Origin of the sequence: Pseudoalteromonas sp. APM04, assembly GCF_022809815.1 — a bacterium.
Classification (GTDB): domain Bacteria; phylum Pseudomonadota; class Gammaproteobacteria; order Enterobacterales; family Alteromonadaceae; genus Pseudoalteromonas; species Pseudoalteromonas marina.
Map to the genome: position 1 here is coordinate 857,663 of NZ_CP094441.1, position 24,096 is coordinate 881,758.

At 39.9% G+C, this 24,096-nt stretch carries 25 protein-coding genes; 18 read left to right on the forward strand and 7 right to left on the reverse strand.

Going from position 1 to position 24,096, the window contains the following annotated elements; translation table 11 throughout:
• Positions 1-23: 23 nt before the first annotated feature.
• The 3 genes from MTP24_RS04005 to MTP24_RS04015 form a co-directional block, all read right to left on the reverse strand.
• The gene (locus tag MTP24_RS04005; RefSeq protein ID WP_243532904.1) at positions 24-743 is read right to left on the reverse strand and encodes an LrgB family protein; all 720 of its coding nucleotides are present in this window, start codon (positions 741-743) and stop codon (positions 24-26) included.
• Positions 736-1,089: a CidA/LrgA family protein gene (locus MTP24_RS04010; RefSeq protein ID WP_058428504.1), complete on the reverse strand. Its 354-nt coding sequence runs from the start codon at positions 1,087-1,089 to the stop codon at positions 736-738. The genes MTP24_RS04005 and MTP24_RS04010 overlap by 8 nt, the downstream gene beginning before the upstream one ends.
• Before the next feature lie 88 nt (positions 1,090-1,177).
• The gene (locus MTP24_RS04015) at positions 1,178-1,969 is read right to left on the reverse strand and encodes a crotonase/enoyl-CoA hydratase family protein (RefSeq protein WP_243532906.1); all 792 of its coding nucleotides are present in this window, start codon (positions 1,967-1,969) and stop codon (positions 1,178-1,180) included.
• Between the two features lie 243 nt (positions 1,970-2,212).
• Here MTP24_RS04015 and MTP24_RS04020 point away from each other — a divergent pair, with 243 nt between their 5' ends.
• Genes MTP24_RS04020 through MTP24_RS04030 form a run of 3 tightly spaced genes read left to right on the forward strand, consistent with a single transcriptional unit; the run spans position 2,213 to position 3,904 of the window.
• Positions 2,213-2,533 carry an HI1450 family dsDNA-mimic protein gene (locus MTP24_RS04020; RefSeq protein WP_006794135.1) on the forward strand — a complete coding sequence of 107 codons (321 nt, stop codon included), beginning with the start codon at positions 2,213-2,215 and terminating at the stop codon, positions 2,531-2,533.
• Between the two features lie 44 nt (positions 2,534-2,577).
• Entirely contained in the window at positions 2,578-3,390 is an 813-nt protein-coding gene (locus tag MTP24_RS04025; protein ID WP_243533662.1) for a DUF481 domain-containing protein, read from the forward strand.
• Positions 3,391-3,415: 25 nt separating this feature from the next.
• The gene (locus MTP24_RS04030) at positions 3,416-3,904 is read left to right on the forward strand and encodes a hypothetical protein (RefSeq protein ID WP_058550905.1); all 489 of its coding nucleotides are present in this window, start codon (positions 3,416-3,418) and stop codon (positions 3,902-3,904) included.
• A gap of 37 nt (positions 3,905-3,941) precedes the next feature.
• On the opposite strand, the gene MTP24_RS04035 is transcribed toward MTP24_RS04030, so the two are convergent.
• Both MTP24_RS04035 and ygfZ read right to left on the reverse strand, forming a co-directional pair.
• Positions 3,942-4,427 (reverse strand): peptidylprolyl isomerase, encoded by a 486-nt coding sequence (locus tag MTP24_RS04035; RefSeq protein ID WP_243532908.1) that lies wholly within the window; start codon positions 4,425-4,427, stop codon positions 3,942-3,944.
• A 12-nt stretch (positions 4,428-4,439) separates the two neighbouring features.
• Entirely contained in the window at positions 4,440-5,351 is a 912-nt protein-coding gene (gene ygfZ, locus MTP24_RS04040) for a tRNA-modifying protein YgfZ (protein WP_243532910.1), read from the reverse strand.
• A 161-nt stretch (positions 5,352-5,512) separates the two neighbouring features.
• Here ygfZ and MTP24_RS04045 point away from each other — a divergent pair, with 161 nt between their 5' ends.
• Positions 5,513-5,764 carry a succinate dehydrogenase assembly factor 2 gene (locus MTP24_RS04045; protein ID WP_006794140.1) on the forward strand — a complete coding sequence of 84 codons (252 nt, stop codon included), beginning with the start codon at positions 5,513-5,515 and terminating at the stop codon, positions 5,762-5,764.
• A gap of 55 nt (positions 5,765-5,819) precedes the next feature.
• The gene (locus tag MTP24_RS04050) at positions 5,820-6,176 is read left to right on the forward strand and encodes a hypothetical protein (RefSeq protein WP_033025877.1); all 357 of its coding nucleotides are present in this window, start codon (positions 5,820-5,822) and stop codon (positions 6,174-6,176) included.
• On the opposite strand, the gene nadB is transcribed toward MTP24_RS04050, so the two are convergent.
• Positions 6,151-7,761: an L-aspartate oxidase gene (gene nadB / locus MTP24_RS04055; RefSeq protein WP_006794142.1), complete on the reverse strand. Its 1,611-nt coding sequence runs from the start codon at positions 7,759-7,761 to the stop codon at positions 6,151-6,153. The two genes, MTP24_RS04050 and nadB, sit on opposite strands and share 26 nt — an antisense overlap.
• Before the next feature lie 246 nt (positions 7,762-8,007).
• Between nadB and rpoE the strand changes: the two genes are divergently transcribed.
• From rpoE to pdxJ, 10 genes are all read left to right on the forward strand, one after another.
• Positions 8,008-8,589 (forward strand): RNA polymerase sigma factor RpoE, encoded by a 582-nt coding sequence (gene rpoE, locus MTP24_RS04060; protein ID WP_006794143.1) that lies wholly within the window; start codon positions 8,008-8,010, stop codon positions 8,587-8,589.
• Between the two features lies 1 nt (position 8,590).
• Positions 8,591-9,202, forward strand: a complete 612-nt coding sequence (locus MTP24_RS04065; protein ID WP_203984476.1) for an RseA family anti-sigma factor — start codon at positions 8,591-8,593, stop codon at positions 9,200-9,202.
• 4 nt (positions 9,203-9,206) lie between these two features.
• Positions 9,207-10,157, forward strand: coding sequence for a MucB/RseB C-terminal domain-containing protein (locus MTP24_RS04070; protein WP_008132755.1), 951 nt, complete (start codon positions 9,207-9,209; stop codon positions 10,155-10,157).
• A gap of 19 nt (positions 10,158-10,176) precedes the next feature.
• Positions 10,177-10,626 (forward strand): SoxR reducing system RseC family protein, encoded by a 450-nt coding sequence (locus tag MTP24_RS04075; RefSeq protein WP_008132754.1) that lies wholly within the window; start codon positions 10,177-10,179, stop codon positions 10,624-10,626.
• A 246-nt stretch (positions 10,627-10,872) separates the two neighbouring features.
• Positions 10,873-12,663, forward strand: coding sequence for a translation elongation factor 4 (lepA, locus tag MTP24_RS04080; RefSeq protein ID WP_008132753.1), 1,791 nt, complete (start codon positions 10,873-10,875; stop codon positions 12,661-12,663).
• A gap of 16 nt (positions 12,664-12,679) precedes the next feature.
• Positions 12,680-13,615, forward strand: a complete 936-nt coding sequence (lepB, locus tag MTP24_RS04085) for a signal peptidase I (protein WP_008132752.1) — start codon at positions 12,680-12,682, stop codon at positions 13,613-13,615.
• A 2-nt stretch (positions 13,616-13,617) separates the two neighbouring features.
• Complete coding sequence (gene rnc, locus MTP24_RS04090; protein ID WP_006794149.1) at positions 13,618-14,295, forward strand: ribonuclease III; 678 nt, start codon at positions 13,618-13,620, stop codon at positions 14,293-14,295.
• Positions 14,285-15,217: a GTPase Era gene (era, locus tag MTP24_RS04095; RefSeq protein WP_058428511.1), complete on the forward strand. Its 933-nt coding sequence runs from the start codon at positions 14,285-14,287 to the stop codon at positions 15,215-15,217. Before rnc ends, era begins: the two co-directional genes overlap by 11 nt.
• Before the next feature lie 20 nt (positions 15,218-15,237).
• Positions 15,238-15,930: a DNA repair protein RecO gene (recO, locus tag MTP24_RS04100; protein ID WP_203984467.1), complete on the forward strand. Its 693-nt coding sequence runs from the start codon at positions 15,238-15,240 to the stop codon at positions 15,928-15,930.
• Between the two features lie 22 nt (positions 15,931-15,952).
• Positions 15,953-16,684 (forward strand): pyridoxine 5'-phosphate synthase, encoded by a 732-nt coding sequence (pdxJ, locus tag MTP24_RS04105; protein ID WP_006794152.1) that lies wholly within the window; start codon positions 15,953-15,955, stop codon positions 16,682-16,684.
• A gap of 70 nt (positions 16,685-16,754) precedes the next feature.
• Here pdxJ and barA read toward each other — a convergent pair whose 3' ends face one another.
• Positions 16,755-19,541 (reverse strand): two-component sensor histidine kinase BarA, encoded by a 2,787-nt coding sequence (gene barA / locus MTP24_RS04110; RefSeq protein WP_243532913.1) that lies wholly within the window; start codon positions 19,539-19,541, stop codon positions 16,755-16,757.
• A gap of 125 nt (positions 19,542-19,666) precedes the next feature.
• On the opposite strand from barA, the gene rlmD reads away from it, so the two are divergent.
• The 3 genes from rlmD to mazG are packed head-to-tail and all read left to right on the forward strand — an operon-like array spanning position 19,667 to position 23,957.
• Complete coding sequence (rlmD, locus tag MTP24_RS04115; protein WP_203984456.1) at positions 19,667-20,992, forward strand: 23S rRNA (uracil(1939)-C(5))-methyltransferase RlmD; 1,326 nt, start codon at positions 19,667-19,669, stop codon at positions 20,990-20,992.
• 8 nt (positions 20,993-21,000) lie between these two features.
• Complete coding sequence (gene relA / locus MTP24_RS04120) at positions 21,001-23,157, forward strand: GTP diphosphokinase (protein ID WP_006794155.1); 2,157 nt, start codon at positions 21,001-21,003, stop codon at positions 23,155-23,157.
• Between the two features lie 2 nt (positions 23,158-23,159).
• The gene (mazG, locus tag MTP24_RS04125; protein WP_243532915.1) at positions 23,160-23,957 is read left to right on the forward strand and encodes a nucleoside triphosphate pyrophosphohydrolase; all 798 of its coding nucleotides are present in this window, start codon (positions 23,160-23,162) and stop codon (positions 23,955-23,957) included.
• The last annotated feature ends 139 nt before the right edge of the window (positions 23,958-24,096 follow it).

The following is a 24,096-nucleotide window of genomic DNA, read 5'->3' on the forward strand; positions in this document are numbered from 1 at the left end:
TCGTGTAATTAAATTTTTGTAAACTATAGCAAACTGTTTACTAAAAAAGGATAGAGGAGTGGGACTATTATGGCCGTTAGCAATGCACTGAGCGCCATAGCTACTGATGAAAATGCACCTATTTTAGGGTGTTCAGCAAGTGCCGCTGCTGTCCCAATAGCGTGGCAGGCCGTCCCCATAGCAACACCTTGGGATTCATGACTGCCTATTTTTACCAATTTAAACAGCATGAAACCAAATAATGCCCCTAATAAGCCAATAAAAATAACCATAGCGGCGGCCAAAGAGCTGATCCCCCCCAATGAATCTGTAACAATTAAAGAAATAGGCGTTGTGACGCTAAGTGCCGCCACAGAGGCACTTAGCTCAGAAGGAACCTTAAAAAATACACTTAATAAAAAAGCCACAAAAGTTGCATTTACAATACCTAAACTGCAAGTACCTAGTATGAGTAATAGGTTTTTACGTACGTGAATAAACTGCTGATACAAAGGTAGCGCTAATGCGACAATGGCGGGCTCTAAAAGCCAGCTTAGTAGCTGGCTATGATGGGCAAACTTGGAGTAAGGCAGGTTTAAGTTAATCAATAACAAAGCAATAACGGCAATACTTAAAAAAACAGGGTTTGTAATTGATTTTAAAGCACTGTTTTTCATGCGTGTGTTAAAGGCCCTAAGCAGTAAAAACAAAGCAATAATTATAGGAACACATAACCACCAAATGTCAGGCTTTAATTCAGTCATTGTTTTTTCTACTTTTGAAAAAAACCATTACTGAGCTAACTAGTAATAATGTACTTGCTGGCACAATAAAAATAACAGACATTAAAAAAGGCCAATTAGATTTTATAAGGTTTAGGTGTTCAATAAAGCCAACGCCAGCGGGAATAAAAAAAATAGGCATAACATTTAAAATTGGAGAGGCACAAGGCTTTAGGTGTTGCTCTTTTACTATGCCTGCTAGCAGCAACGCTAATAAAATAACCATAGCGAGTAAAGGGGCAGGAAAGCTGCCTCCTGTATAATGCATAATAAGTTTAGCGCAAGCTAAACACAGCAAAATGATTGCGCTACTTAAAAGGTATTTCATCATTATTACTCAATCTAATAGGGTGCATTTAGTTTAACAATCAATAACAGCGTGTACATTGTGTCTTAGTATTACCGCTATTAATGCATTACCACCGTTTGGCGTTTTTGTATTTTATATCGGATTTACCTTTTGCTTTTGCAATGGCTTTTTTTGTATTTGGATTTGCTAGTAAACGAATTTGACTCCAGGTTTCTTTTGCGAGTATTTCTCGTTGCCGTGACTTGTAGCTTAATTGAGTGATACGTTTAATAGCAGCTAGGGTATCGGGTGAGCGTTCAAGCAATGTACTCAGCAGTGTTTGGGTTGCAAGTTCAGTGTTGTTTGTCAGTTGTGTTACCAGTCCAAGCTCGTTTGCTTGCTCTGCAGTTATAGGGTTCGCGTGGCTTGCAAGCCAAAGTGCTTGGTCGCGTTTAACAAGTCCGCCCATCATTATATTTGCTCCCATGTCAGGACAAAGCCCCCAGCGGGCTTCCATAATAGCTAGCTTGGCGTCATTGTGAACAATTCTGTAATCAGCTCCTAACGCTATTTGTAAACCCCCACCCAAACAATTGCCATTAATTTGTGCAATAACAGGTACGCTTAACGACTGCCAACCCAGTACTACTTTTTGCGCTAAGTTTTGGTTGCCGGGTAACCACTTAAACAGTAATTTTATGATATTTAAAGGTGAGGCCATAACTGCGGCAATATCAAGCCCTGAACAAAAATGATCGCCATCCCCCTTTATAATTACCGCACGAATAGTACGATCCTTTTTTATATTTTTAATCGTGTTATTTAACGACACAAACATAGCAAAGTTTAATGCGTTTTGTTTATCAGCTCGACTCAAGGTAACCGTTGCAATACCGTCTTGCTTTTCTAGTTTTATCATTATTAACTCCTCTGACCTGTTGCTTGAGCTTATGCGGTTAGAAAGGTGAAGTAAAGTGATGTAGTTTTTAAAATAGATTGAATTTATTTGTAAATGAGCAGTCTGAATGACTTGGTTTTATTTTGATAATTAACAAAGTGTGGTTTGAGGTTAAAAAAGTCAGGTTTTTAAACGCTTTTTTATCAAATAGCTAATCAGATTTGATAACATATCGCCAATTATTAAGGTTAAGGTTACGCAACTATGTCGGGTCCACGTTTATTTACAATCGAAGAAGCAACACATCAAGCTTATGATATTTTTTTAGAGTTAGCACCGAGTAACTTAAGTGATGACGACGTTGAAAACTTTAATGAATATCGAGAAGACCTTGGCTTTATTGAAGAAGATGAACCTGACGACCAGTGGCAAGATTTTGTAGCGCTTGAAATTGAGCCAGAACACTTTATTCAAGTGTTAGTGGGTTTAGAGTTTGATAATGAAGATGTGCTATTTGCAAAAATTTTAATTAGCCGTGATAAAGACGCTCCGTTTTGCCATATTTTATGGAAAGAAAGTGAATAAGCCCCACTGCTTGTTTATTTTTTATTAAGTGGCGAGAGAGAATGTTGCGTAAGTATTTATTTATAATTTTTATTTTAATTAGTAGCTCTTGCTGGGCTGTTGATCCATTTGAAGATTTTCATGAGTATGGGCAGCTTTCTGACGAAGAAATTCATGATTTACACAAAGGCGAAATGCTTTACGGCGATACTGAGTTTGGGTTTATTTTGTCTCGGGGTAATATCAATTCAACCAGCTTTAAGCTCAAAGGTAACCTTTACCAAGATTTTGAAAAGTGGCGAAACCAATTCAAAATTGACTCCCTTTATAAGCGCGACGAAAATGACGACACTGGAGACAGCGATGTAACTGCAAACCGTGTGTTTGTATCTGCACAAGGTAACTACAAAGTAGGCGTTAAAAATTCATCGTTTTTTATTTATGGCGATTACGAGGAAGATCAGTTTAGTGGCCTTAAATTTAAAAGCACCATTGCAACAGGGTATGGTGCGCGTGTTTATCAGGGCACTAAGAACAAAGTAGATATTGATATCGGGCCTGGTTTGTACCGTTCGGTAGCTGATGAAGACTCAACGGTGAGTGAAAGCGAAGAAAGTAAAACCGGTTACTTACTTCGTGTTGCTATGCAATGGGAGCGACTGGTTTCAAAACGCACACGTTTTAATCAAGATGTGAGTATAGAGCAGTCATTGTCAGGGTTAAATTCACGATTAAAGTCTGAAACTGCGCTGATTAGTCAGGTTATAGGGGCGGTGTCTCTTAAGTTTGCTTATATGTATCGTTATAATTCAAAACCAGAAGATGATAAACTTAAGTTTGATTCTGAGCTCAGTGCTACTTTAGTGTATAGCTTTTAAGTATTTTATTTAATTAGAGAATAATATGTATCAGCATAAACAGTATGCGGTGTTTATCTTTTTTGTTTTGACCTGGATTGGTGGCTTTGTTGCTTTAGCGTGGAATTTAATTGGGGCAGATTGGCCGTTAATTATTTTTGCAGGTGTATTGGTACTGGTGGGCTTTTTGTTTCATGGCTTAACAGTTAAAGTAAACGATAAAACAATTAGCTGGGGATTTGGCCCTGGTGTGGCAGGCCAGCAAATTACGCTTAGCGATATTTCTGAGGCGAAAGCAGTTCAAAACTCTTACAGGCATGGTATTGGTATTCGTATAACGCACGATGGGTGGGTTTATACTGTGTCTGGATTTAGTGCTGTTCAGCTAACGCTTAACGATGGCACCTTGTATAGAGTGGGTACAAACGACCAACAAGGGTTACTAGACGCACTAAAAAAACAAAACGTACCAGTGGCACAGCCTAAAAAGCAACAAAGTGACCCCAAGGTGGTTAAACGTAATAATATGATATAAAAAAAGCGCCTTAGGCGCTTTTTTATAAAAGGTTTTATTAGTGGTCGTGACCACAACCACCTTCGCCATGTACATGGCCATGGGTGAGTTCGTCTTCTGTTGCGTCACGCACTTCAAGTATTTCTACATCAAAGTTAAGCGTAATACCTGCAAGCGGGTTATTGCCATCAACAATGACCTCTTCATCTTGAATATCAATAATCATTACTGATTGGTCGCCATCATCTGTTGATGCGCGAAATTGCATACCCACTTCAATTTCCATACCATCGAACATCGACTTTGGTACAGCTTGCATTAGGTTGTCATGGCGTTCACCGTAACCATCTTCAGGTTCTACTTTTACGCTTAGCGTGTCACCAGGTTGCTTACCTAGTAGTGCGTTTTCAAGGCCTGAAATTAGATAACCAGTACCCACAATAAAATGTAGCGGCTCACCACCGAACGAGTTATCAATGCTGTTACCATCATTATCCATCACTGAATAATGCATTTTTACCACTTTGTTTGCCGCAACGATCATAGTCATTCCTATTTATTCATCATCTAAAGAGTAGGGCAGAGGCAGAATGTTTAGCTCTACCTGAGGCGCGTGTTTTGCACGAAGTACTTGCGTTGTTTCAGTATCGTTTGGCAACACAACAAGGCCAGTTAAGATCTTTGTTTTTTCATCAAAGCTTTGCGCAATAAGCTTACCAGCACGACGCCAGTTTTCACCCAGTTGTACTTCAAGTTCGGGTTCGTCCAGCATGCTTTCGCTTTGCCCTGATACGATATACATTGCTCGCTTATTTTTACCAAGGTATTTCATACGGGCTACAGTTTCTTGCCCTGTATAGCAGCCTTTTTTAAAGCTGATTCCACCAATGGCTTGTAAATTAACCATTTGCGGCACATATTCACCAATTGCATCACTGCTCAGCTGTGGCTCGCCAGCTAAAATTGCTGCTTGCTGCCACAGGGCATCGTTATCAAGCGTTAAAACGCTATCAGGGATTGCAAACTGACTATTAACCATAAGCAACACTCGGTTATCAGCCAGCTTCAATGCTTTACCGTTATCAAAGTCACACGCTATTATATTGTCGTCAAAAGCAATACCCAGCTCTGTTAAAATCGTAGATAAGTCATCACCAATAAGGCCAATTAACCGGTTTGAAGACGCACTTATGTCTACTTTTGCAAATACTGCGTATTTCTTTAGCTCAACTAACGATTGCTCTACCTCAGCACTACTGCCAGATAAGTAGTAACTGTCTTGGTGAGAAAATAGCTTAAATACGCCCCAAAGTTTTCCTTTGGCGCTACAGTGGCCGGTCCATAAAAAATTGCTGTTGGTTAGTTTATTTAGATCTTGAGTAATTTGCCCGTGCAGATAAGATAATTTATCAGCACCTGTAAGGCTAATAAGTTGGTGAGATAACGGACATGCGTAAACGCTAGACATAAAAACCTTCTTTGCAATACAAATGAAGTGACATAATAACGCAGTTGCTACGTATGGTACAGACAAGCACCCGCAGGGGTGTATTTATTTTATAGTTGATTAATAGCTGCTAAACCGGCTTGTGTTTGTTAAACTCGAGTCAATTCAGTATGAGGTTTAAAATGGTTGAAATTCATAGTAAAGCACGTATTCGTTGGGCTTGTCGTCGTGGTATGTTAGAGCTAGATGTTTTGTTTATGCCGTTTGTAGAAGAAGCATACGATTCTTTAAATGCAGAGCAACAAGCTATTTTTCAGCGCTTGTTAACACAAGAAGATCCTGATCTATTTGCATGGTTTATGGGCCATGAAAAATGCAAAGACGAGCAGCTAAATAGTATGGTACAACTCATATTAAACAGAGTTCGTGTATAGGTTCACTGTAAAAAATAATAAAGCAGACCACAAACCCATTGTGGTCTTTTTTTGTGTGCTTATTTTAATAATGTGTTTATTTTTAAGCTCTTTTTTGGCAATCCTAATATGTATTTTTGCCAACCTGATAACCGGGGTTTTAGTCTGGCGTAAAGTAAAAGCCTGCCAACCGCAAATGGGCGTGATTATTTTAGAGCCTAGTTTGTTTAGATTCGAAAATGACGTACATAAAATAGAAGGGCAAATAGGTCCAAAAAGCAAAGTGTTTATGGGCAGTGTTTGGCTATTTATAAAAGGATTTAATAACAACCATTGGCTTATTATTTCAGCCAATGGTGTTGATAAGCAAAGCTATGCCCGATTAAAACGAGCTGTTTTGAGTGCGGTTAATGGCGCTCAGGGGTCAAAATAGTGGGGGTTGGGTTTTCGTTTTGCTCAGGGTAATCAATTGTGTAATGAAGCCCTCTACTTTCTTTTCTTTGCATTGCACTTCTAATAATTAACTCTGCTACTTGCACTAAATTACGTAGCTCAAGTAAGTTGTTACTTACTCTAAAGTTAGCATAATAGTCGTGTATTTCTTGTTGCAGCAACTCAACCCGATGTAGTGCGCGCTCTAAACGCTTAGTTGAACGAACAATACCGACATAATCCCACATAAATAGGCGTAGCTCATGCCAATTATGCGTAATGACTATTTCTTCGTCCGAGTTAGTTACACGGCTTTCATCCCATTGCGGCAAGGTCATGGGTTCTGGTGCATGTTCAATTTTACTTAAAATATCTTTCGCTGCAGCATGGGCAAACACAATGCACTCTAATAATGAGTTACTTGCCATTCTGTTTGCACCGTGCAGGCCGGTGTAAGCTACTTCACCAACTGCATACAGATTATCTAAATCTGTTTTACCATTAAAGTCAGTCATTACACCACCGCAAGTGTAGTGTGCGGCAGGGACAACCGGAATCGCTTCTTTTGTAATATCTAACCCAACACTCAAGCATTTTGCATAAATGGTAGGGAAGTGCTCAATAATAAATTCTTTATCTTTATGGCTAATATCTAAGTAAACGCAATTAGCACCTAAGCGCTTCATTTCAAAATCGATTGCGCGAGCGACTATATCACGAGGGGCTAGCTCTTCACGTTCATCAAAATCTTTCATAAAGCGAGTGCCATCGGGGCGTTTTAAATACGCGCCCTCACCGCGCATTGCCTCGGTAATTAGAAAGTTTTGTAATTCAGGGTGGTATAAGCTGGTGGGATGGAATTGATTAAATTCCATATTAGCCACTTTACAGCCAGCTCGCCAAGCCATAGCAATACCGTCACCGCTTGATACATCAGGATTAGATGTATATAAGTACACCTTGCTTGCTCCACCGGTCGCAAGTGCTACAAATTTAGCCGATATAGTTTCGACTTTTTTAGCTTTTTTGTTCCACACATACATACCCTCAACGTGTGTTCCTGCTTTGCCAGTATTTTTATCAGTAATTAAATCAATTGCATTGTATTGCTCAAGTAGAGTGATGTTTTTATGTAATTTCACTTGGCTTATTAATGTTGTTTGAACGGCTTTACCAGTCGCATCGGCGGCATGCAAAATTCGACGATGGCTATGACCGCCTTCTCGCGTTAAGTGAAAACGCTCTTTGCCTTTGCTATCAAATTCCATGTCAAAAGGCACACCTTGGTCAATTAGCCATTGAAGGCAATCGTGTGCATTACTTGCTGTATAGTGAACAGCTTCACGGTCACATAGGCCGCCGCCAGCATCTAAAGTATCTTCAACATGCGATTCAATACTGTCATTTTTTTTATCAAATACTGCGGCTATACCACCTTGTGCATAAAGTGTAGAGCCTTCGGTAAGCGCGCCTTTACTAATAACGGTAACGTTACAATAGTTAGCTAGTGATAAGGCAAGAGATAAGCCAGCCGCGCCGCTTCCGATAATTGCGACATCTGCGATGTGATGTTTATTTTGGTTCATGTCAGGGGTACTTTGCGGTTACAATGCTTAAATAAAGCAGTATTTGTTTTTAATATGTGTAGTTGTATCATATTTGTCATACCACTATGTAGTGATTTTAATGGCTTAGCGCCGTTATTTATGAACTATTTTATATAAAAATAATATTAAGCAGAACTTTTTATTCATGTCGCGGTCAGAGTATTTGTGAACAATGGCGATAATATGAATAACAAGCAAAAACCAGACATAGGAGTACCGGCTCGAATGAGCGAGCAGGAATTGGATTTAGTGCTAGTAAGAAGAGTGCAGCAGGGCGATAAAAATGCCTTCAATCTATTAGTAAAGAAGTATCAAAACAAAATTGCAGGTTTGATCTCTCGTTATGTATCAAATCAAGGCGATATTGCTGATGTAGCGCAAGAAGCTTTTATAAAAGCTTACCGTGCACTTCCCAACTTTAGAGGCGACAGTGCTTTCTATACTTGGTTATACCGTATTGCCGTTAATTGTGCTAAAAATTATTTAGTTGCTCAGGGGCGTAAGCCGCCAGCTAATGATATTGACGCTGAAGAAGCTGAATTTTATGATTGTGGTGACTCGATGCGTTCAAACGCATCACCTGAAAACCTTTTATTAAGTGAAGAGGTTCGCGCTGTAATTTTTAATACAATTGATAGTTTGCCTGAAGACCTTAAAACCGCAATAACTCTCAGAGAAATTGAGGGTATGAGCTATGAAGAAATAGCTGTGGTAATGGATTGCCCTGTAGGCACAGTACGTTCGCGTATATTTCGTGCCCGTGAAGCAATTGATAACAAATTAAACCCATTAATAGGCGAGTCTTAGTATGACAAAAGCACACCTTAACAAGTTAGATAACGAATCGTTATCTGCATTACTTGATGGCGAGCAGCACCTAGCTGATGCAAAAATTGCAGAGCAAGATGTTTCTACGTTTGGTCGTTATGCGTTAATTGGTGATGCAATGCGTGCTCAAAAAAATAACCACGACATCCATATTGATATTAGCGAACGCGTTGCTCTAGCACTTGAAAGCGAGCCTGTATATGCTGACTTTACCCAGTCGAAAGCGCAGTCTAAAGTGGACGATAAGCCAGAACAGAATAACGTAGTGGCATTTAATTGGCGTAAGCCTGTTGCTCAGCTTGCAATTGCCGCAAGTGTGGCAATGTTTGCGATTGTGGGAGTAAGCACGTTACCGCAAAGTGATCCACAGCAAAATGAAATCCCATTACTGCAAACAACACCGTTAACAGGTATGGCGTCACCAGTAAGCTACTCATCTGCGCCCGCTCTTGAAAACGCAGAGCAAGGTTTACGTGAGTTGCAACAACAGCGTATTGGCGCGTTAGTATTAGAGCATCAACGTCAAGCACGTGTTGCTAACTCTCTTCAAACAGCGCAAAATGAAACAAAAGCGCAAGAGGAAAAAAACTAATTAAATGAAAGTAATCACTTTTGTTCTGTCGTTGGTATTGAGCTTTACTGCAGTTGCCAACGACACAAATCCTGCCAAAACGTTATTATTAGAAATGGCTAATGCTGTTCATAATCGTAACTTTGATGCCTCGTTTGTGGTTGTTAAAGGTAAATCAATGGAACCCTATCGATGGGTGCACGCCAAACAAGGTGAAACTGAACTCGAACACTTAAGTTTGCTCAATGGCGCAGGCCTTGAAATGATTAGAGTCAACGACCAGGTAACTTACTTTGAACCTCAGTCTGAACCTTATTCACTAAAAACAGACTCTATTGCAGGGCCTATCCCAGAAGTACTTTTTAAAGACATACAACGCTTAAGTGAGCACTACGATTTTGTACTTGGCGGAAAAGGGCGTATTGCTGGGCGTGCTGCACAACTTGTACGTATAGAGTCAAAAGATGAGCACAAATATAACTACTGGATTTGGCTTGATATGGAATCGGCGCTGCTATTAAAAGCTGCTTATGTAAACCATCAAGGAGAAGCTCTTGAGCAGCTTCAGTTAACCCATATTAGTGTGACTGAACAACCAGCTCCTATGCTATTAGAAGTGTTAAATCGAAATTTTCCTACACCCTTACCTGAAAGCGAGTTGGAAGGAGTTGATAATTCGTCAACTAACTGGAAAATAAGCTGGTTACCTGCCGGTTTTGAGCTACTCAAATCGGACAGACACAAGCTAGATTTGAATAATGAGCTTACGGATTACTATCTATATTCAGATGGGTTTGTTGAAGTGTCGGTATTTATTCAGCGACCACTACCTGGTAAACGTTTAAGTGGTGCACTCACCTCTGGCGCTACAACGGTTTATGTGCATAATGGCGGTAATTTTGATGTATCGGTTGTTGGTAATGTGCCAAGCCTAACTGCAAAGGCAATAGCCGAATCTGTTACGCGCGCTTTATAAACGATTCGTAAGGATTGTTATGATTGAACAAACCCTCACTGTTGTGGCCCTTAGTGGTCACACGGCTCATTTAGAAGCCGAGCAAAAGCAAGCTTGCGCTGGCTGCAACGGTCGTTGCGGCTCCCAAGTATTTAGTAAATTATTTGGCACTGCAAAAAAAACACTCCCTTATAAATTTGAGTCCCCTGTCGAAATAGGCCAGAAGATCACTTTATCCCTTGATGATAGCCATATGGTAAAACACGCATTTGCTGTGTATATGCTGCCGCTTTTTTTAAGTCTTGTTTTTGCACTTGCTACGTCTGAGTTATTAATAATGGGCGAAGTGTGGCAAATATTTGCAGCTGTTATGGGCGGTGTTTTGGGGTTTTATATTGCAAGAACACGTGTTAAATCGCTCAGGCACGATATAAAAGTAGTAAAAATTCACCCAATTAGCATCCCTTTAACTCAAATAGATGGTGATTGACGCCAATTAAATGTAAAATTGGCGTTTTATACCCAAGTAACTTGGAAATACAGGAAGCTGTGATTTAAAACAATTTAATAAATGTTAACCAGCATGGTTGCTGTGTGAGCCGTTATTGATTGTTTATATCATTTTTCGTCATTATGTATGTTTTGAATTAATTAAAAAGCATGCTAAAACAAGTATTTGCAAGTCACTTAGGTATCCATATTTAGTCCTTTAAATAAGAAGTATTGAACTCAGTTTATGAAGCATATCCGTAATTTTTCGATAATCGCCCATATTGACCACGGTAAATCGACCCTTTCAGATCGTTTGATTCAAGTTTGTGGCGGTTTAACCGACCGTGAAATGCAAAAACAAGTTTTAGATTCAATGGATATTGAGCGCGAACGTGGTATTACCATCAAAGCGCAAAGTGTAACGTTGAACTACAAAGCAAATGACGGCGAAACATATCAACTTAACTTTATCGATACCCCAGGGCACGTTGACTTCACCTATGAAGTATCGCGTTCTTTAGCTGCATGTGAAGGCGCATTATTAGTTGTTGATGCAGGGCAAGGCGTTGAAGCGCAAACTTTAGCAAACTGTTACACCGCAATTGAAATGGACTTAGAAGTAATTCCTGTATTAAACAAAATCGATTTGCCACAAGCAGATCCATTGCGTGTTGCTGAAGAAATCGAAGAAATTATTGGTATTGATGCTTTAGACGCTGTGCAGTGTAGTGCTAAAACAGGTGTTGGTATTGCCGAAGTACTTGAAATGATCGTCAAAGACATCCCGCCGCCAGTTGGTGAAAAAGATGAGCCTCTACAAGCGCTAATTATTGATTCATGGTTTGACCCATATCAAGGTGTTGTATCGCTTGTGCGCATTAAGCACGGTGAGCTACGCACGGGTGACAAAATTAAAATCATGTCTAACGAGCACATTCATACAGCCGATCAAGTGGGCATATTCACACCTAAGCAAACCAATACAGGTATCTTACGTACCGGTGAAGTAGGCTTTGTTATCGCAGGTATTAAAGAGATTCACGGTGCACCCGTTGGTGATACGATCACACATCAAAGAAACGCAGCACCAGAACGTTTACCTGGCTTTCAGAAAATTAAACCGCAAGTATATGCAGGTATGTTCCCAATTGCGTCTGACGAGTATGAGTCATTCCGTGATGCGCTTAACAAGCTAAGCTTAAACGATGCGTCTTTATTCTTCGAGCCAGAAAACTCAACGGCACTTGGCTTTGGTTTTCGTTGTGGTTTCTTGGGTATGCTCCACATGGAAATTATTCAGGAACGTTTAGAGCGCGAATACGATATTGATTTGATTACAACCGCACCAACGGTAATTTACGAAATCGTAACGAAGGACGATCGCACTTTCCAAATCGATAATCCGTCTGACTTACCCGCAGTAAATGACATTGTAGAAATTCGTGAGCCGATTGTTGAGGCAAATATATTAGTACCGCAAGAGTACTTAGGTAATGTAATTACCCTATGTATTGAAAAGCGCGGTAGCCAAACCAAAATGACTTATCACGGTAAGCAAGTTGCAGTAACGTATGAGTTACCAATGGCTGAAGTGGTAATGGATTTCTTCGATAAGCTTAAATCTACAAGCCGTGGTTTTGCATCGCTAGATTATAATTTTAAGCACTTTCAAACCTCAGACATGGTGCGCGTTGATATTTTAATTAATGGTGAACGTGTTGATGCGCTTGCAATTATTGCTCACAGAGACAGTGCGCAATCGCGTGGTCGTCAGCTTGCTGATGCGCTTAAAGAGCTTATTCCGCGCCAAATGTTTGATATTGCAATTCAAGCAGCGATTGGCCAGCATGTTATTGCGCGTACAACTGTAAAACAGCTACGTAAAAACGTAATTGCCAAATGTTACGGTGGTGATGTGAGTCGTAAGAAAAAGCTACTCAAAAAACAGAAAGATGGTAAAAAACGCATGAAACAAGTAGGTAATGTAGAAGTACCTCAAGAGGCGTTTTTAGCTATTTTGAAAGTTGGCAAATAACAACAAAGGATTATAAATGGCTGGTTACTTTTCAATTTTATTGGTGCTGTTAACCTTAGGCTCAGGCTTAATATGGTTAATAGACCACTTAATGTATGCACCAAAAAGGCAAGAGCGTTTAGCGTTAGCACAAACCTCTGCTGGCGCAAAGTTAGATGATGAAACAGCAGCATTAATTGCACCAGAGCCAGTATTAACTGAAACTGCAAAATCGATTTTTCCGATGATTGCTGCTATTACTATTTTCAGATCGTTTATCTTTGAACCTTTTCAAATTCCGTCAGGTTCAATGATGCCAACACTACTCGTGGGCGATTTTATTTTAGTACAAAAGTATTCATACGGTATAAAAGACCCTGTTTGGCGCACTCAATTAGTTGAGATGGACGAGCCAGAACGTGGTGATATTGTTGTTTTTAAGTTTCCTGGTAATGAAACAATTGACTACATCAAAAGAACAATAGGACTACCTGGCGATAAGGTTGTATACCGCGATAAGCACCTATACATTCAGCCAAAGTGTGCTGAAGGTGAAGTAAGCCGCAGTAACTTACAATGTGGTGAGTACAACAAAATTGACATGGAAGTGAAAGATAGAGGCGAGTTTATGCTAAAAGGCATGGAATCGGTTCGAATAAATGAATCGCTAACAGAAGATGGTCACGATATTTTAATTTACCCTGAGGTTCCAGAGAAAAAAGGTCGCTACTTCAGACAAGCTGGTACTCGCACCGATGAGTGGGTTGTACCCGCAGATCACTATTTTATGATGGGTGACAACCGAGATAATAGTGAAGATGGTCGATTTTGGGGATTTGTACCAAAAGAAAACTTGGTGGGGAAAGCTGTCTTTATATGGATGAGTTTTGAATTTGAGAATGGCCCTGATGATGTTTTACCAGGATGGGTTCCAACTGGTGTTCGCTTTGAACGCCTAGGTAATATTCAGTAACAATGAAAAAAAATGTAACAGAGTTATACAACAAAATCGGCTACGAGTTTTCTGATCAAGGTTTACTTGAACAGGCAATGACGCACCGCAGTCACAAAGGTCAGCATAACGAGCGCTTGGAGTTTTTAGGCGACTCAATTTTGAGTTTTGTTATTGCTAATGCACTTTATGCCAAATTCCCTAAAGCACGTGAAGGCGACTTAAGCCGCATGCGTTCAACACTGGTACGTGGTCAAACACTTGCTGAGTTTGGCGTTGAATTTGGTTTAGGTGATTACTTACGTTTAGGCCCAGGTGAGCTTAAAAGTGGTGGATTCCGCCGCGAATCAACACTTGCCGATGCAGTAGAAGCCATCATTGGTGCTGCGTTCTTAGATTCAGGTATTGAGCGTTGCAGCGAGCTTATTTTATCGTGGTACGAATCACGCTTAGATGCTATTTCACCAGGGCTTAATCAAAAAGATCCGAAGACCCTGCTGCAAGAGCATCTACAAGGTCGCAAACTTCCTTTACCAGGCTACACTGTGGTTGATACAAAGGGCCAAGCGCACAATCAAACATTCACGGTTGAATGTATTGTTGATGGAATGGATAGCATAATTTCTGTTGGTAGCTCACGCCGTAAGGCCGAACAAAAAGCTGCTGAAAAAGCATTGAAGATAATTAAAAATGAATCTTGATACCCTAATACAACCTCATGAAGGCGATGTTGATACATTTTGTGGCATGATTGCCATTGTAGGACGTCCTAACGTAGGTAAATCGACTTTACTCAATGAGATTATTGAGCAAAAAGTCAGTATTACTTCACGTAAGCCGCAAACAACGCGCCACCGTATTATGGGTATTCATACAGAAGGTAAACATCAAGCCGTTTATGTTGATACGCCGGGACTTCACATAGAAGAAAAGCGCGCAATTAACCGTTTAATGAATCGTGCTGCGTCTAGTTCAATTGGTGACGTAGAACTGATTATTTTTGTGGTTGAAGGAACACACTGGACTGCTGATGATGAAATGGTACTAAATAAAGTATCACAAAGCGGTAAGCCCGTGATGTTGGTTATTAATAAAATTGACCAAGTGAAAGACCGTGATTTAGTGCTTCCGCACATGAAGTTATTAGGCGATAAGTTTGACTTTGTAAGCATTATGCCGGTTTCGGCTAAGCAAGGTAAAAATATTGACCTTATAAAAGACGAAGTAACCAAACGTCTTCCGCCATGTGAGTTTTACTTTCCAGATGACTACGTGACCGATCGTTCGATGCGCTTTATGGCTGCAGAGGTTATTCGTGAAAAGCTAATGCGCTTTATGGGTGAAGAATTACCTTACTCGGTTACTGTTGAAATAGAGCAGTTTAAGTGGCAAGAAAACGGTGTTTGGCATATCAATGGGTTAATTTTAGTTGAACGTGAAACACAAAAGCGCATGGTTATTGGTAACAAAGGCGAAAAGCTAAAAGTAATTGGCCGTGAAGCCCGTAAAGATCTTGAAGAAATGCTCGATAACAAAGTATTTTTAGAGCTTTGGGTAAAAGTTAAATCTGGTTGGGCTGATGACGAACGCGCACTTAGAAGCCTAGGCTATGGTGAAGACTAAAATAGTAAGTAACCTACTTTATGGATAGTGACTTCTATACCGCATATTTATTACACCGACGTCCTTATAGTGACTCACAAGTAATGCTCGATATGCTAGTAGAAGGCGTTGGCCAGCTTAGAATGATCGCACGAATTAGTGGCCGCCAGGCCACTAAACACAAAGCGCAATTACAACCCTTTCAACCTCTACTTGTTCACTATAGTGGTAAGTACGATTTAAAATACATTAATAAATTTGAGCTGCACGGCGCACCGCTTTTTCTATCTGGTGACGAGCTTTATTGTGGGTTTTATTTAAACGAGTTAACAAACAGAATAGTGCCTGTTAATGAGCCTATTGAACAAGCTTATGAGCTTTATAAATCTCATTTAGAAAACTTAAACCGTGGCACCAATTTGCAATCTGTTTTGCGTTCGTACGAATTTCAATTACTAGAATTACTGGGTTACGGTGTTGATTTCAGTTTTGATACCAACGGTGAGCCAATAGATGAAGCGCTTACGTATAGTTATTTCTCTGAACTTGGGTTTGTTATCCAAGAAGATACTCGCTCAGGTTTTAGCGGTGAACAGCTTCAAGCAATAGCAAATCATGACTTTAGCCGAAAAGATGTGTTATATATGGCAAAACAGTTAAGTCGCTATTTACTAAAACCTTTGTTAGGTAATAAGCCATTAAAAAGTCGTGAGTTATTTACGGCCTCTCAATAAACGTAATTTTACAGGTAAAACAATGAAAGATATTCTTTTGGGTGTAAATGTTGATCACATTGCAACGCTTCGCCAAGCACGAGGAACAACGTATCCTGACCCAGCACATGCAGCAAGCGTTGCAGAGCACGCCGGTGCAGACGGCATTACCATTCATTTACGTGAAGACCGCCGCCACATTCAAGACCGTGACGTGTACGTAATGGCAAAAACCATTCAAACACGTATGAACCTCGAAACAGCAGTAACCGATGAAATGATTGCTATTGCTTTAGAGGTGAAGCCTGAATATGTTTGTTTAGTGCCGGAAAAACGAGAGGAATTGACCACTGAGGGCGGTTTAGATGTTGCAGGTAATATAGAAAAAATAAAAGCGGCAACTAAAACCCTTACTGATGCAGGTATCAAAGTCTCATTATTTATTGACGCGGATACTGCACAATTAGATGCTGCAAAAGCCTGTGGCGCACCTTATGTAGAAATACACACCGGTGCATACGCAGACGCTACAAACGATAGCGACTTAAGCAAAGAACTTGAACACATTCGTCAAGGAGTACAATACGCTGCAAGTTTAGGCTTAATTGTAAATGCAGGGCATGGTTTAAATTATCATAATGTAAAACCAATAGCGGCTATGCCAGAAATTTATGAGTTAAATATAGGCCACGCTATTATTGCGCGTGCCGCCATTGATGGCCTAGATAAAGCGGTGCGTGATATGAAGCGCCTAATGATTGAAGCGCGGATTTAACTTTAATTATAACTAGCTGTTTTAACTTAACTATCAAGTATGAGTGTTAAGGCATAATTGAAAGACGCGCTTAAAGCACGTCTTTTTTGTTTTTACTATCCATTTTTGCGTCAACCAATAGGTTTTCAAGCTCATCTTGTAGCTCAAAAAGTTCAGGTTCTATATTTTCGAGCACGCACTCATTTTTAAGTGAAGTCTCAATAGTTTCAGCTAACGATTTTAATTTCGGTACACCCGTGTAGCAACACGCACCATGAAATTTATGCACAATACTAAGTACTTGTTCGCAAGCTTCATCATCAATAGCTTTAGTCAGTAAATTAAGCGTTTCTGGTACGCTTAAAAGCAGCATATTAAGCATTTCAAGCGCCAATTCGTTTTTTCCGCCAGCGCGTTGTAATGCAAGGGGCCAATCTATTCGGCTACTCTCAAAAGGCGCTGGACTTTGTGGTATTTCATTTTTGCTTTTTTCACGATTTATTGGCGTTTGTGGGCTGTGGTCGCTAATAATTTGTTTAAGTGTATCTTCATCAATAGGCTTGGTTAAATATCCTTTAAAGCCATCTTTCAGTAGTTGTTCTTTTTCACTATGCAGGGCATGCGCAGTTACTGCAATTATAGGTGTGTCTTCATTAAGCGATGACTCTTGGATAAGTTTACACGCGGTTATGCCATCCATTATCGGCATTTGAATGTCCATAAAAATAACATCGTACTTATGGCTTTTACTTAAACTATAAGCTTGTGAACCATTATGAGCGGTATCAATTACTTCAACCTGTTCATCGAGCAATGTACATATAAGTTTTAAGTTAGCATCGTTATCATCAACAACCAGCACTTTAAGCGGTAATAATTTTTGCTCGCTCTGCTCTATATTATGAACAGGATGGTCGAGTCTATATGGTGCGGCAAGCACTTCACATAACTTACGATGATTCAGCGGCTTACTTAAGCAAGCATCTGCACCGCTGCCAATAAACGCCTCACGCATATTATGTGAAACGGTATTAAGCATTAAATATAAATAGTCGGTCGAGTCTCTTACTGTTTTTACATAGCCTTTTAATAGTTGCATGTGATCAACCGATGCCATGTGGCCAATTAAACAAATATCAAATTTGGTTTGGGTATTTTCTACGGCCGATAAAAAGCTGGCTTCGTTAAAGCATGGCGTTACATTTGCTTGCCACTCAGTCAATAAAGACAATACAGCATGATGCGTATGCTCGTGCGGCTCAAGGTATAAAATACGCTTACCAATGAGTGACTTACTTGGTAGATCGTTTGTAAATACGTGATTAGGCAGTCTAAAAACACTATTGAATGTAAAACATGTTCCGTTACCAGGCGCTGAGTTTAACGATATTCGACCATTCATCGCTTCAACAATATGTTTGGTGATAATCAGGCCGAGGCCGGTCCCCCCAAATTTGCGCGTAATGCTTGAATCTGCTTGGCCAAAAGGAGTAAACAATGAATCTTGCTTATCCATTGGTATACCAACACCGGTATCTGTTACCGACACTAAAACAGAGGCACTTTCTTCATCAAGTAAGCGGTAGCTAATATCTACTTTTATAGAACCTTGCTCGGTAAATTTAATTGCGTTACTTAATAAATTAATAAGTACTTGTTTAAAGCGAGTAGGATCGCCAGTCAAATCGTCAGGGACTTGTGGGTTTATATAAATAGAGAGCTCAAGCTGTTTTTCATGGGCGCTTGGGGCAAGCAATGTCATTACTTCATTTACTGCATCGCGCAATTGAAATTGAATCGATTCAAGTTCCATCGCTCCAGCTTCTAGTTTAGAAAAATCTAAAATATCGCTGATAATAGTCATTAAACTATTAGCCGATAACATGATTGTATCGAGGTAATCTTTTTGATGCTTGTTCAGTGGTGTTTTATAAAGCTGGCGGGTAAATCCCATTACACCATTAAGTGGTGTACGTAGCTCGTGACTCATTTTTGCTAAAAAGTCAGACTTAACACGGTTGGCATCTTGTGCTTCTTTTTTTGCCATTGTGAGCTGAATATTTTGCGTTTCATATTGTTCAAGCGTTTCACGATAATCACTGGTTGCTTGGTCAATATTTTTTTGCATTTCGTCTTTTTGCATCACCATAGTATCGGCTATGGTATTTAATCCTTCACGAAGAATATCAAATTCACCCAACATGGTATCAGTAAGGCCAGTACTTCTTTTTCCTTCAACGAGTTTGTCGGTTGCAAGTACTAACTTATTTAAAGGAGTCATGAACATGCGGCTAAGTTTAAATGCCATAATTGCCGCTAATACCAAAGATAAAATAATAACTATGCCACTAATAAGTAAGGCGCGTTGTTGGTCTATAACGGCTTTATCTTTGTTTAGCTGTAAAATGACCGTACCTAACGATGTTTGAAAGGCTGAAGCGTCCCATTGAGTATTAGGTGAAGAATGACCAACAATTGGCGTATAGAAGGTAATTATATCTTTTGAGGATTCTATTTTTGTGGCTTTAAGTGATGCAAGAGACGCTTGATTGATTAATTCATCAAATGAGCGGTGGTAATTACTCGTCATCAACAGCTCGTTGTTAGTGTCAAATATAGCAATTGACTTAATAGACGGGGAGTGCCGATTATGTGTAAAACTGATTAAACGATTTAGTAATACTTTATTTTTATCAAGAAGCGGTTGTTCTAAGGCAATTGCTAAAGGCTCCGAAATAGTTGCGCCTTGCTGATATAAAATTTCATCAAGCTCAATGTAACGATTTACTGTAAAATAACCACCAAGCAGCAATCCAATGATCACAGTGGGGATCAGGGTCAAAGTTAAAACAGAATCACGTAAGCCTAATTTGGTCATAGTGGCAGCATTATTATCATTATTAGTATGTTTTGAGTATATACGTTTCGATGCCTATTCTCAAAGCTTCACCTACACGTGATTAGTTACGAGTTTTAACCTAAATAAATGTAAGGTAATGCCACATGGCGCAAATTTTTAAAGCGAAAAAAAAACCTCTTCAACAAAAGTCAGTGGTGCTCGATATAACAAATATGGATCACCAAGGCCGTGGCGTAGCAAAATATAACAATAAAGTATGCTTTGTCGCAGGCGCATTACCGGGCGAGAAAGTAAAAGCGACCCTTGTTGATGATAAGGCGCGCTACAGTAGTGCAATTACACACAAAGTGATTAAAGCAAGTGAAGCCAGAGTAGCGCCTTTTTGTGAGCATTATAACCATTGTGGAGGCTGTCAATTACAGCATTTAGATGTAAACCAGCAAGTAGTTGAAAAGCAAGCCGCAGTTGAACAGCTTTTCGAAAAATTTGCCAAGCAAACAAATTTAAACTGGCAAGCTCCAATATTAAGTAGTGCAACGCATTATAGGCGAAGTGCACGAATAGCGGTTATGTTTGATAAGGCCGCTAAAAAAATGCGTATAGGGTACAGAGCGAGTGGTTCAAAAAATATTGTGAGTATTAATAAGTGTGCGGTTTTGACTGACGCCTATGAAACTGTTTTTACACTCTTTGACGAATTAATTAATCACAATAAGTCATTACACAGTATAAGCCACCTACAATTATGCCAAAGTGAAACGCATAACTTTGTGGTCATTCGTCACACTAAAGCAATTAGTGATGAAGCAAAGGCTGTGGTCATAAAAGCCTGTACGCCTTACAAATACTCAGTTATTTGGCAAAGCGAAAGTGATGTAATTGACCATACTAATATTACTATGCCTTACTATTACCTAGATGAATTTAAACTAAAATTTGAGTTTGGTTTGGATAATTTTATTCAAGTTAATGCTCAAGTTAATCAAGCTATGTTAAAACAATCGGTAGATTGGCTTGGTTTAAGTGGTAATGAAAATATATTAGATTTATTTTGTGGTATTGGTAACTTTTCACTTGTGCTGGCAAAACAAGCAAAAACGGTGATTGGTATAGAAGGTGTTGCTTCTGCGGTTGCAATGGCCGCGCAAAATGCGCAAACTAACTCTATCAGTAACGCGCAGTTTCATTGTTTTGATTTAACGCAAAAAATACAAAATGCGCAGTGGTTTAATAAAAACCTAGATGTGTTGGTATTAGACCCTTCACGTACTGGTGCAATGGCTATATTAGAGCAGTTACCTTTAAAGCAATTTAAAACAATTTTATACGTCTCTTGCGACCCTGTTACCCTAGCCCGTGACAGCGCTATTATTTCGCAAGCAGGCTTTGAGCTCAACAAAATTGGGCTAATGAATATGTTTCCTCATACTGGGCATATTGAAACTATGGCGTTATTTCAACGGAGGTAAAGCGCATTATGGTAGCGACACGTCAATCACATCAACAAGATGAAACGGGTGATCTTTTTACACGGTTAAAAGCACTCGATCTATCTACAGAAAAGACTCAGTTGCTTAATAAGGCGCAAGCGCTTTGTGTTAAAAGTGATAACCAAGACTGGCAAAATACAGCCATAGAAATGGTGGAAATTTTAGTCGAGTTAAACCTCGATGCTGAGTCGTTAGCTACAGCGTATCTAACACCCTATTTTTTAAATGATGTGGTCTCCCTTGAAACCGTTCAAGAGCAGCTTGGCAGCAATATATCCTTGTTGTTAACGGGGGTTTCTCAAATGGCTACTATTAGTACTTTGTCGCACCAAGGTAAAGGCACTGTTCAAGTCGATAACATTCGTAAAATGTTATTAACCATGGTTGAGGATGTGCGCGCTGTGGTGATTAAACTTGCTGAGCAGGTATGTCATTTACGTAACGTTAAAAATGCAGGTGAAGAAGAGCGTGTTATTGCCGCCAAAGAAACGGCCGACATTTTTGCTCCTTTAGCAAACCGACTTGGTATTGGCCAATTAAAGTGGGAACTTGAAGATTTATCGTTCAGGTATTTACGCCCAGATACATACAAAAAAATAGCAAAACAGCTAGATGATAAACGTCTTGCCCGTGAAGCCTATATGGAAGACATGGTAGAACAGGTTAAAAGTCGTTTAAGTGAAGCAGGTATAGAAGCTGAAGTATATGGCCGCCCTAAGCATATCTACAGTATTTACAAAAAAATGGCGCAAAAAAACTACGAGTTTGATCAACTTTTTGACATACGGGCTATGCGTATTGTGGTTGACCGCTTGCAAGATTGCTACGGTGCGCTGGGTATAGTGCATACCAACTGGCGCCATTTGAACAAAGAGTTTGATGACTATGTTGCAACGCCTAAGCAAAATGGCTATCAGTCAATTCACACCGTTGTTTTTGGCCCTGAGGGCAAAACCGTAGAAATACAAATCCGCACGCAAGATATGCATCAAGATGCAGAACTCGGTGTAGCCGCTCATTGGATGTACAAAGAAGGGGCTTTACCTGGGCGTGGCTCGGGTTACGAGCAAAAAATTAGCTGGTTACGTAAATTACTGCAATGGCAGGAAGAAGTGGTGGATGGCGGCGATTTAGCTGAAGAGCTAAAAAACCAAGTTGTTGAAGACCGTGTATATGTATTTACCCCGCGGGGCGATATTTTTGATCTACCATTAGGGGCCACGCCGCTCGATTTTGCTTACTACATTCATTCTAATGTGGGACATCGTTGTATTGGCGCGAAAGTATTTGGCAAAATAGTGCCGTTTACGCATCAATTAACGACGGGCGATCAGGTCGAAATCCTCACACAAAAACAGCCAAACCCCAGTAGAGATTGGTTAAATCCGTCACTGGGTTATATTAAATCATCTCGTGCACGTGCCAAAATACACCATTGGTTTAAGCAACTTGACCGCGACAAAAACTTAAGTGCGGGTAAAGAGATTCTTGATAACGAGCTGCAAAAGCTTGATTTAACATACAAAGATTTAGCCCCAGCAATCAAGCGATTTAACTTTAAAGAGCTTGATGACTTAATGGTCGCAATTGGAGCAGGCGATGTGCGTCTTAACCAAATGCTTAATTTTGTTACTGACCGTACAGAAGACGAACCTGTTATTCGTTTTAAAGCACCAAGCAAAGTAACGGGCGATAAAAACGGCATAGTGGTTGATGGTGTGGGTAGTTTAATGAGCCACGTTGCTAAATGTTGCCGCCCCGTTCCAGGTGATCAGATCATCGGTTATATAACGCAAGGCCGTGGTATTGGTGTACATCGTGATGATTGTGATTCATTTAATAATTTGAAAACGCAGCACCCAGAGCGTGTTGTTGAAGTTAGTTGGTCTGAAGATATAAATGGATCATACGCGCTCAGTATAAAAATTGAAGCAAGCGACAGATCTGGACTAATTCGCGATATCAGTTCTGTACTGGCTAACGAAAAAGTAAACGTACTTAACATGAATGTAAATACCGTGGGCGCTGACCAGTTAGCAGTATTTACCATGCAAATAGAAGTACATGATTTATCGGGCACTAATCGTGTACTTTCTAAATTGCATCAAATTGAAGGTGTTCACCATGCTAAGCGAGGGCAGTAGCTTTGGCTAACCATTCAGCATTAACAGAATTACTGAATATCATGCAAACATTAAGAGATCCCAATGGTGGTTGCCCTTGGGATCTCAAACAAGACTTTAAATCAATTGTGCCGCATACACTTGAAGAAGCCTACGAAGTTGCCGACTGTATAGAATCAGGTAATTTAAATGACCTTAAAAGTGAGCTTGGAGACTTACTGTTTCAAATTGTGTTTTATGCCCAATTAGCTCAAGAGCAAAGCTTGTTTGACTTTAACGACGTAATAGAACAACTAAATGCAAAATTAACACGTCGCCACCCTCATGTTTTTGGCGAGAAAAAAGCCCTCAATGATGAGCAGTTGTCAGCTCAGTGGCAAGCAATTAAAGCCCAAGAGCGAAGCGAAAAAACAATATCTGAAGAATCACTGTTATGGCAAGATATTCCTGCAAATATGCCAAGCCTTAGCAAGGCTAAAAAAATTCAACAGCGAGTAGCCTCAATGGGGTTTGACTGGCCCACCTATCATGGTGCGCTTGATAAGGTAAGCGAAGAAGTACTTGAAGTTAAAGAAGCAATAACACAAAACCCCTTGTCAGATCACACAGCAGAAGAGCTTGGCGATTTACTGTTTGCCACTGTTAATGTAGCGCGTCACGTTAAACGCGACCCAGAGCAGCTCCTCAGAAATGCAAATGATAAGTTTTCTGCCCGATTTGAAAAGGTACAGGCGTACTTGCAAGCACAAGGTAAAAGCTTAGACACGGCAAGCCTTGAAGAAATGGATAATGCATGGGAAGCAATCAAAAAACATAAATAAAATAGCGCACGTTTTTTAATCGCCCATTCGCTAATTTTAGCTGGATTGCTAAAGCGTGTTTTGGTACAATTTCGCCCCGTCTTGATGATATGCCCATAGCCATTTTTTTTGGGTGTTATATTCCTTTTAATTCCTGATA

Coding starts and splice junctions, on each gene's coding strand:
- MTP24_RS04020 (WP_006794135.1), top strand. CDS start 2,213: ATGTCGGGTCCACGTTTATTTACAATCGAAGAAGCAACACATCAAGCT.
- recO (WP_203984467.1), top strand. CDS start 15,238: ATGGATAGTGACTTCTATACCGCATATTTATTACACCGACGTCCTTAT.
- lepA (WP_008132753.1), top strand. CDS start 10,873: ATGAAGCATATCCGTAATTTTTCGATAATCGCCCATATTGACCACGGT.
- MTP24_RS04075 (WP_008132754.1), top strand. CDS start 10,177: ATGATTGAACAAACCCTCACTGTTGTGGCCCTTAGTGGTCACACGGCT.
- MTP24_RS04070 (WP_008132755.1), top strand. CDS start 9,207: ATGAAAGTAATCACTTTTGTTCTGTCGTTGGTATTGAGCTTTACTGCA.
- MTP24_RS04035 (WP_243532908.1), bottom strand. CDS start 4,427: ATGATCGTTGCGGCAAACAAAGTGGTAAAAATGCATTATTCAGTGATG.
- MTP24_RS04010 (WP_058428504.1), bottom strand. CDS start 1,089: ATGAAATACCTTTTAAGTAGCGCAATCATTTTGCTGTGTTTAGCTTGC.
- MTP24_RS04065 (WP_203984476.1), top strand. CDS start 8,591: ATGACAAAAGCACACCTTAACAAGTTAGATAACGAATCGTTATCTGCA.
- rnc (WP_006794149.1), top strand. CDS start 13,618: ATGAAAAAAAATGTAACAGAGTTATACAACAAAATCGGCTACGAGTTT.
- relA (WP_006794155.1), top strand. CDS start 21,001: ATGGTAGCGACACGTCAATCACATCAACAAGATGAAACGGGTGATCTT.
- barA (WP_243532913.1), bottom strand. CDS start 19,541: ATGACCAAATTAGGCTTACGTGATTCTGTTTTAACTTTGACCCTGATC.
- ygfZ (WP_243532910.1), bottom strand. CDS start 5,351: ATGTCTAGCGTTTACGCATGTCCGTTATCTCACCAACTTATTAGCCTT.
- rpoE (WP_006794143.1), top strand. CDS start 8,008: ATGAGCGAGCAGGAATTGGATTTAGTGCTAGTAAGAAGAGTGCAGCAG.
- lepB (WP_008132752.1), top strand. CDS start 12,680: ATGGCTGGTTACTTTTCAATTTTATTGGTGCTGTTAACCTTAGGCTCA.
- era (WP_058428511.1), top strand. CDS start 14,285: ATGAATCTTGATACCCTAATACAACCTCATGAAGGCGATGTTGATACA.
- MTP24_RS04005 (WP_243532904.1), bottom strand. CDS start 743: ATGACTGAATTAAAGCCTGACATTTGGTGGTTATGTGTTCCTATAATT.
- nadB (WP_006794142.1), bottom strand. CDS start 7,761: ATGAACCAAAATAAACATCACATCGCAGATGTCGCAATTATCGGAAGC.
- MTP24_RS04015 (WP_243532906.1), bottom strand. CDS start 1,969: ATGATAAAACTAGAAAAGCAAGACGGTATTGCAACGGTTACCTTGAGT.
- pdxJ (WP_006794152.1), top strand. CDS start 15,953: ATGAAAGATATTCTTTTGGGTGTAAATGTTGATCACATTGCAACGCTT.
- rlmD (WP_203984456.1), top strand. CDS start 19,667: ATGGCGCAAATTTTTAAAGCGAAAAAAAAACCTCTTCAACAAAAGTCA.
- MTP24_RS04030 (WP_058550905.1), top strand. CDS start 3,416: ATGTATCAGCATAAACAGTATGCGGTGTTTATCTTTTTTGTTTTGACC.
- MTP24_RS04045 (WP_006794140.1), top strand. CDS start 5,513: ATGGTTGAAATTCATAGTAAAGCACGTATTCGTTGGGCTTGTCGTCGT.